The sequence below is a fragment of the Streptococcus sp. C300 genome, from assembly GCF_000187645.1.
In the GTDB taxonomy this organism is placed as follows: Bacteria; Bacillota; Bacilli; order Lactobacillales; family Streptococcaceae; genus Streptococcus; species Streptococcus oralis_CQ.
Map to the genome: position 1 here is coordinate 30,939 of NZ_GL732466.1, position 7,356 is coordinate 38,294.

9 protein-coding genes and 2 pseudogenes are annotated in these 7,356 nt (G+C 32.5%); all 11 read right to left on the bottom strand.

Going from position 1 to position 7,356, the window contains the following annotated elements:
- Positions 1-349: 349 nt before the first annotated feature.
- The 11 genes and pseudogenes from HMPREF0849_RS00150 to HMPREF0849_RS00190 all read right to left on the bottom strand — a co-directional run bounded on the left by HMPREF0849_RS00150 (position 350) and on the right by HMPREF0849_RS00190 (position 7,254).
- The gene (locus HMPREF0849_RS00150; RefSeq protein WP_000421366.1) at positions 350-739 is read right to left on the bottom strand and encodes a DUF7668 domain-containing protein; all 390 of its coding nucleotides are present in this window, start codon (positions 737-739) and stop codon (positions 350-352) included.
- Positions 740-768: 29 nt separating this feature from the next.
- The gene (locus HMPREF0849_RS00155) at positions 769-1,623 is read right to left on the bottom strand and encodes an ADP-ribosylglycohydrolase family protein (RefSeq protein WP_000900008.1); all 855 of its coding nucleotides are present in this window, start codon (positions 1,621-1,623) and stop codon (positions 769-771) included.
- Positions 1,624-1,663: 40 nt separating this feature from the next.
- Positions 1,664-2,281: an SAP domain-containing protein gene (locus tag HMPREF0849_RS00160; RefSeq protein WP_000573128.1), complete on the bottom strand. Its 618-nt coding sequence runs from the start codon at positions 2,279-2,281 to the stop codon at positions 1,664-1,666.
- Between the two features lie 104 nt (positions 2,282-2,385).
- A complete protein-coding gene (locus tag HMPREF0849_RS10075) occupies positions 2,386-2,514 on the bottom strand; it encodes a hypothetical protein (RefSeq protein ID WP_000888326.1) in 129 nt (42 codons plus the stop codon).
- 43 nt (positions 2,515-2,557) lie between these two features.
- Positions 2,558-3,187: an ABC-2 transporter permease gene (locus tag HMPREF0849_RS00165; protein WP_000125752.1), complete on the bottom strand. Its 630-nt coding sequence runs from the start codon at positions 3,185-3,187 to the stop codon at positions 2,558-2,560.
- Entirely contained in the window at positions 3,187-4,035 is an 849-nt protein-coding gene (locus HMPREF0849_RS00170; RefSeq protein ID WP_000073736.1) for an ABC transporter ATP-binding protein, read from the bottom strand. The genes HMPREF0849_RS00165 and HMPREF0849_RS00170 overlap by 1 nt, the downstream gene beginning before the upstream one ends.
- Positions 4,028-4,408, bottom strand: a complete 381-nt coding sequence (locus HMPREF0849_RS00175) for a GntR family transcriptional regulator (protein WP_001025469.1) — start codon at positions 4,406-4,408, stop codon at positions 4,028-4,030. The genes HMPREF0849_RS00170 and HMPREF0849_RS00175 overlap by 8 nt, the downstream gene beginning before the upstream one ends.
- Before the next feature lie 211 nt (positions 4,409-4,619).
- Positions 4,620-4,751, bottom strand: a pseudogene (locus HMPREF0849_RS10080) (ADP-ribosylglycohydrolase family protein); the annotation flags it as partial.
- Positions 4,752-4,762: 11 nt separating this feature from the next.
- The gene (locus tag HMPREF0849_RS00180; RefSeq protein ID WP_000668471.1) at positions 4,763-5,569 is read right to left on the bottom strand and encodes an alpha/beta fold hydrolase; all 807 of its coding nucleotides are present in this window, start codon (positions 5,567-5,569) and stop codon (positions 4,763-4,765) included.
- A gap of 154 nt (positions 5,570-5,723) precedes the next feature.
- Positions 5,724-6,467, bottom strand: a complete 744-nt coding sequence (locus tag HMPREF0849_RS00185; protein ID WP_000134977.1) for a CPBP family intramembrane glutamic endopeptidase — start codon at positions 6,465-6,467, stop codon at positions 5,724-5,726.
- Positions 6,468-6,645: 178 nt separating this feature from the next.
- Positions 6,646-7,254 (bottom strand): annotated as a pseudogene (locus tag HMPREF0849_RS00190) (Type 1 glutamine amidotransferase-like domain-containing protein).
- Positions 7,255-7,356: the final 102 nt, after the last annotated feature.

A 7,356-nucleotide genomic window follows, 5' to 3' on the forward strand; every position in this document is an offset into this window, starting at 1 on the left:
TTTGTTCTATTTTGGGGAATAGTTTCACCACCCAAACTACAAGCATTCAATGAAGATAGCGAAATCAAAACGATGACCAGGCCAGAGAGCCATAATAAATGCTTATATTTTTTCATTTACCTCTCCAAAAAACGAAGTCTAATACTATTATAGCATGAACATACTAGAAATAACTTTCTATAACCATTTAGATTCATTCATAAATTTCGTTTAAAGACATTCGACCTATTGATAGAAAAACTTAATAGTTTACAAGCTTTAACCTTATTCTTGCACAACAAAGACATTCAAGAAAATCTTAAATGCCTGTATAAATAGTGTATCAAGGATATTGCTTGTTAAACTTCTCCTAACCAGGATCGACATCAAGAAATCTTACTGTATAGCCATTGTCGGTATATAGAAACTCTACTTGCAATCTCATATCTACCAGTTCAGAATTTGAAGTCAAATCATAATCAACAGCAAACCCAGTCTGATCATCATAATCATAAATCTCCAATTGAGAATACTCGTAAGGCGGATTGAAATGACATTCCACACCATACTCATCAATCGTGTCAAAATCATTCAATTCTAATGTCTTTTCAACATAACTAAAGAACTCGTTTAAATCGTCAATCTCTGATTCATCGACATAATTCATAATGTCTTCATATTTTTTCAGGTGAATAGCCTTTAAAATATTTGTGATAACCTCTATAACTTTTTCTTTTTTATACATATCAAGTAATTCCATCGATGCCACCTTTCTACTTAACTAAACCATCATTTTCCTGCTATGTAAAGCTCCCATCGTTCAATGACATCCTTTAACGGCTCGTCTAGATAGGAATAGGCCTGTTCCTTGATCCAGTCCGGAATACCATATGCCGCCTCAGCTATGCTCCCAGTAATTGCAGCAAGTGTATCACTATCGCCACCAAGGGAAATGGCGTTCCGTATAGCATCTTCGAAGTCTCTACTTTCCAGAAATGCAATAATGGCTTGGGGTACGGTATCCTGACAGGTTTCATTGAAACGATAGTTAGGACGGATTTCATCTAGAGTTTGAGATAGATTGTAGCCGTACTCCTGCTCAATATAATCCTTGATCTGTCTTTTGCACTCTGTAGGATTGTCATTGATTGGTTGCTCATAATCCCCGCAATAACCTCCAAAGTAATAACGACAAAGAAAGATGGCATCAGTTGTCGCCATGGCTCCCTTGATACCTTCTGGATGATTATGAGTCACTTCTGCTGAAAGTCGTGCAAGTTTTCTAGTTGATGGTGTCATACCCGTTCTCGCACAAAAGCCACAGTCCATAACCCAAGCACAGGGAGAAACACGCATAGCAGATCCATTTCCAAAGCTATTATAAGGCTCACGATTGTCACTATTTATCCAACTACTAAACCGAGCACCATAGCCTGCATCGGGATACATTCTGCCGTACTTTTTCATGGCATCAATAAAGTCATCCTTCCGACCATCCTTCATGATAGCCTCAGCAACAGCGCAGGTCATGACTGTATCATCTGTAAAAAAGCAGTCTTTCCGAAATAAAGGAAAATCCTTCGTTTTGATATTATTCCATTCGTAAACTGAACCTACAATATCTCCAATAATTGCTCCTAGCATGGTATTCCTCCTTATAAACTGTTAGTTTAGACTGACATTTCTACTTGTCATACTCGTCTATTTTATCAGCATGTTCAGTCAAAAGTTTTTTTGAATAAATTTTTTCATTTTTTGAATTTCTAACTTCTTTCCAAAGAATAGAAGCTACTTTTAGTTTATTCGAGTAGTTGCCACTATTTTCGTCTGAACAGAAATCCTTTAAAAATTGATTCCATTGACAAACCGAATGATCATACTTGGCATAATCTGAATTTCCATAATAAACTTTTAGCATATCTTGGATTGTAAAACTCAAATCATTTTCACTTTTTACTTTTCTCCAAGCAGTCGCCATATCAGCAGTAAATTTAAAGGGCGAAACCTCTGTTAAAGTTGAGAAATATTCTCTAAAGTGTGCATTAAAGGAGAATCCACATTCAAGTAAGGGCGTATCTAAGGTAACGACTTCTACTTGTTTCTTTTTCCTTTTTATTGATGATTTTTTAATCAAATTGCCCTTAAAGTACTGCTCAATAATATCATTGAGTTCCTGTTTTGTACCTCTATATTCAAGTCCTAATGACCTGCATATCTGTGAAAGTTCATCCCGATACCAATAGTATTTATTAAATTCATCAAAGGATTCGACTTTATTGAACTCAGGTCTGCTCTCTATCAATATAACACCTCCTTAAAAACAGTTTAGGTTTTCATTTCTAAATAATGGTATTTTGGTTTCTTTATTTTGAGGATTAGCAACGTTTCACTAACAAACTCACGCACTCAGCGGTTCGGACTTACCGTATCATCAGTGAAAAAACAATCGTCCCTAAATAAGGGAAAATCCTTCGTTTTAATATTGTTCCATTCATAAACTGAACCCACAATATCTCCCACAATTGCTTCTAGCATAAGATTTCTCCTTCTAAGTTTTTACAATGCACTCTCAACTTCTCTAATATTCTTTTTTCTCCATAATTAAAATAGATATTTTTATAGCAATTCCTATGATAACAATACTAACAAAGACTATTCCAAGAAAAATTATTACCCTCGAATTCTTTAAGAAAAACTCCACAACTTTAGTCAGTAAATCTGATTTTGCTTTAAAAAGACTAGATAGAGCAAATGCTGTAAAGTATGTTATAACCATGATAAGCCTACCTTTTTCGGCACCGTACTTTAGGATAAAAGGAAGTTGAATAGCTGATATCAAAATACTTGCAACTAATGTAATTAGTGAGATAAATATGATGCTGTCTATTAACATCTCATTTTTTATTACCAATTGAACAAATAAACATACTGAACCGACTAACCCAAAAACAAATGCAAAAAACAATTTACTTAGTACAAAGCTACTCTTTTTTACAGGCATTGAGAAGGCAAATTGTTCAAATTTCGATTTCGTATCATAACCAAAAGCGATTGCAGTTAAAATTAACGGTATCATTGTACAAATAAGCGGTATCATAAAAATTTCATTTTCATATACCCCATACACAATGAGTGCAATACTGAGAGTAATTGTTAATAGTAGTGTTTTCTTTAAAGTAGCTATATCTTTTAATATCAATGCAGTCATTATCTTTTACCTCCTTTCACAAAATATATCATAATATCTTCGATAGACGGTTTTTGTAATCTGATTCCATCTGGAACAAGATTTCTTTTAACAAGTAACTCTTGTCCAAATGAGTGTATTCTTCTTCCAATTATGGCTTCCTCGTCAAGATTTTCAACTTCTTCATTAGATAAAGTGCAGATACCATAGTTTTCTTTGAGTTCATCCTTTGGTTCAACAAAAAGAACTTTACCATCATTGATAAAAGCAATATAATCTGCTACCTTCTCTAAATCTGATAGGATGTGTGACGATATTAAAATTGTATGATTTTCATCTTGCATAAAGTCAAGAAGAAAATCTAAAATTTCTTCCCTTACTATCGGATCCAAACCACTCGTAGCTTCATCCAATATAAGAATTTCTGCATTATGAGATAAAGCTACTGCCATCGATAATTTCATTCTCATTCCACGAGAATAGCTTTTTACAACCTGTTTTTCTGATAAATTAAATTTCTTTTTTAGTTGATAGAAAAAATCTCTATTCCATTTTGAATATACCCTTGAACAAAATTTTTCCAAATCAATAAGTGTCATCTCTTCTGGTACTAGTAAGTCATCAAACACTACTCCAATTTTATCTTTTAATTCAATGCTATTAGGATTATCATAACCTAAAATTTTAATTTCTCCTAAATCTTTCTTAAGTAATCCTAACAACAATTTTATAGATGTACTTTTTCCTGCTCCGTTTTGACCAATGTATCCGACGATAGCCCCCTTAGGAATAGACAAATCTATCGGTCCTAATGTAAAGCCATCAAACTTTTTAACCAAATTTTTGATTTCAATAGCATAATTACTCATATTTTCCCTCCATATAACTACTAAACATCTCTACCAACTCATCATTGGTGACACCTCCAATCGCTGAAAGCTCAACAATATCTTGCATCTTTGATTCGATTCGTTTCAAATATTCTTCTCGAATAAGCTCTTTATTTTGAGTTGCAACAAAATTACCTTTACCTTGAACTGAATTAATGAAACCATCAAGTTCTAGTTCATCAAAAGCTCTTTTAGCAGTTATCATACTCACTCGAAGTTCTTTAGCTAAGAATCTGATTGATGGTAATTGCTCGCCAACCTTTAATTCTCCCGAAATAATCTGAGCCTTTATTTGATTTTTTATCTGTAAATAAATCGGATTATCACTTGAATTATCAATCTGTATATTCACCCTCCATATCCTCCTAACTATCCAACTGTCATCTCTGTTTTATCTGTTTATATTATACCATAACAGTAATATAAGTTCAATATTTAACAATCTATATGAGCAATATTATCATTTAAATTGATTGCTTTTCATTTGTAATTTTTAATATAACAAAAAGCCTTACAATTAAGGCTTTTATAATTTTTTGCTACAAAGTTTTAATGTTTTTACTAGCAACAGCGCAGGTCATGACAGTATCATCTGTGAAAAAACAATCCTTCCGAAATAATGGAAAGTCTTTCGTTTTGATATTGTTCCATTCGTAAACTGAACCTACAATATCTCCAACTATTGCTCCTAGCATCCGTTTCCTCCTTATGGTATATCAGATTCGTTACACATTTCTAATGAGTCACTCTTTAAAAATGGCACCACCAAATCAATCCACTCATAAGGTAGGTAAGCTGATAAATAGCCGTGGTTATAGCTCTTTGCTTCATACAAAATTGTATTTGAATGTAGCTGATGAAATAATTTCGCTGATTCTTTCACACAGTTCAATTCTTTTTCACCATAGATATACAGAACCTGAGCCTTACTAGCAGAAATCATATCTTTCAGCTTATAACATCCCATATAGTTTTTGTAAATGGTCATCAATGTTTTGACAGGGGTCCTTGGCAAATCCTCCAAACAATAAGCTTTTATTTCCTCTGGATAAGCCAGTTTAGGATAGAGTTTGTTCATCATGCTTAACTGAAGTTTGCAAGAGAATTTATTGAACATCAGTTTACCAAATAGAGACACTAGAAAGATGCTGATTTTAGCTAACCTTGGTTGAGGAATGCAGAGGCTTCCATCTATGATGGCCTTCTCAGCAATTTCACTATCTAAAGACAAAAGCTCCATGGCAATTTGTCCACCAAGTGAAACACCACCGATTGCAAACAATTTCCCACCACAGTTTGCTTTGATATAGTCTAGAATCTCCAAAGCAGAATCTTCAGTAGAAACATAATCAAGTTGATATTCCTCGCCGTGGCCATTCAAAGTGGGTAGAATAATACGGTATTCTTCTGACAAGATTCGTGCTTGACGAAGATAATTCCACCAAGAACTTCCACCACCATGTATCAGTAAAATAGAAGGCAAATTCTTATCACCAAATTCATGGAATTTCATGTTTAAACTCCTTACTGTAGGACTTTCACTAGCTACATCCATGTTTAATCAGCTCGTACAAGCAGTGATGTCTCATCAAATAGAAAAGTCCCTAACATTGATTATCTAGAATGACCACACGTTACTTTCAATAATGGATATCCTGATCTAAATTTTAAAATGTTGTTTCCTTACTAATTCTATTACTCGCCAATATAGTATAAATCAAATAACCAATAAAAATGATAATAAAAATAAGATTAATTTTTAACACAAAATAGAGATTTAACAAATTTGCGAATGCATGAAATAATACACAGTATCCCACAGATTTCGTTTGACGGTAAAGAAGCCCTAAAACAAAACTTAAAAATAATGTATATATAAAAAATAAAATAAAAGGAAATCCTTGATGACTTTCTCCAACTATAAACCATAAAGGCAGATGCCATATTCCCCAAATTGATCCTACAATCAAATTAGATTGCCAATAAGTATATTTTTTATCAAGTAATGGTTGTAATATTCCTCTCCATCCTAATTCTTCATGTCCACCACCAAAAAAAATTAGTTGTATAAAGAATAATGGCATCAGATAAATTGATACTCCGTTTAATTCTAAGGAAGATACAGAAAATAGTATCAAAATTGCTAACATATGATAAATGAAATAAATACTACTATTTTCTATCTTATTAAATAAAAAATGTTTAAATTTTATATTATTACTTTTTAAATAAAAGCCACTTGCAATAGCTGGTCCAAGTGCACCAACTATATGTAATATTCTTCCTATAAATGTCTCTAATCCCAAAATATAAGATTGCGTAAATATGGCAAGAAGCCCCCAAGCTATATAAGTAATTCCAAATGTACAATAAAGATAATTTTTTAAATTCCTTTTATCAATTTCTGTCATTTTTTTCTTCCTAATCTTGATTATTTTATGAATAATATTTTTACTGCTTCTTAGTTGCTATCGATTATAACTACCTATATTCTATCATAAAAACACAAAAAAGCCTTACAATCAAGGCTTTTCAATATTCATTTCGTCAATACTCTAGTTTCGTAGATTCAGATTCGCATGATTAAAACTAGTCAATTTTCTCAATAATGTTTCCAAGTCTATCCAATACAAGACAGGAATGATCATTTAGTGGAATTATGGGAACACTGACGAGTTCTTCTGCTCTATCCTTATTAGCTTAATCATTCCAGGAATCATAATGGACACTAATTAAAAACTGACTAAAGAGTCCTAATCCATTTTTTATCTTTATCTGATGATCTGAATTATCATTAGGTGAGACATAGACTTTTTCTCCTAATAATAGGGCTCCTGCAGAAAATCCTATAACTTTTGCCCCTTTATTAAGCATATGATCGATATAATTTTTGAACTCCTGATTGACATAAGTAGCTATATATTTTTCCGTATTTCCACCACCGATGATAATTAGATCAGCATCTAAATAGCTATCAAAATCAATCTGCTCAGTGTCCAAAAGTAAGTAATCAGTGTTTAGATTAGGAAATTGACTTTGGAAAACTTCAGTGTACTTTTTCATATAGGGTTGCCAATTATCTCGAAAAACTGTAAAAATAATAATTCTTTCAATCTTGCTTGATAATACAATTTTATCAACAATGCTATATTTCGTTATTGGGGGATTCCCACCCATCAAAAATATTTGTTCTTTCAAGTTAACACACTTTCTAAAGAGACATAAAGTTTAAACAAGTTTATTCACGTTTCTAAATTATAATTTCTTCTTAAAGTGAATAATTCTATTTGCCTCCTGAAA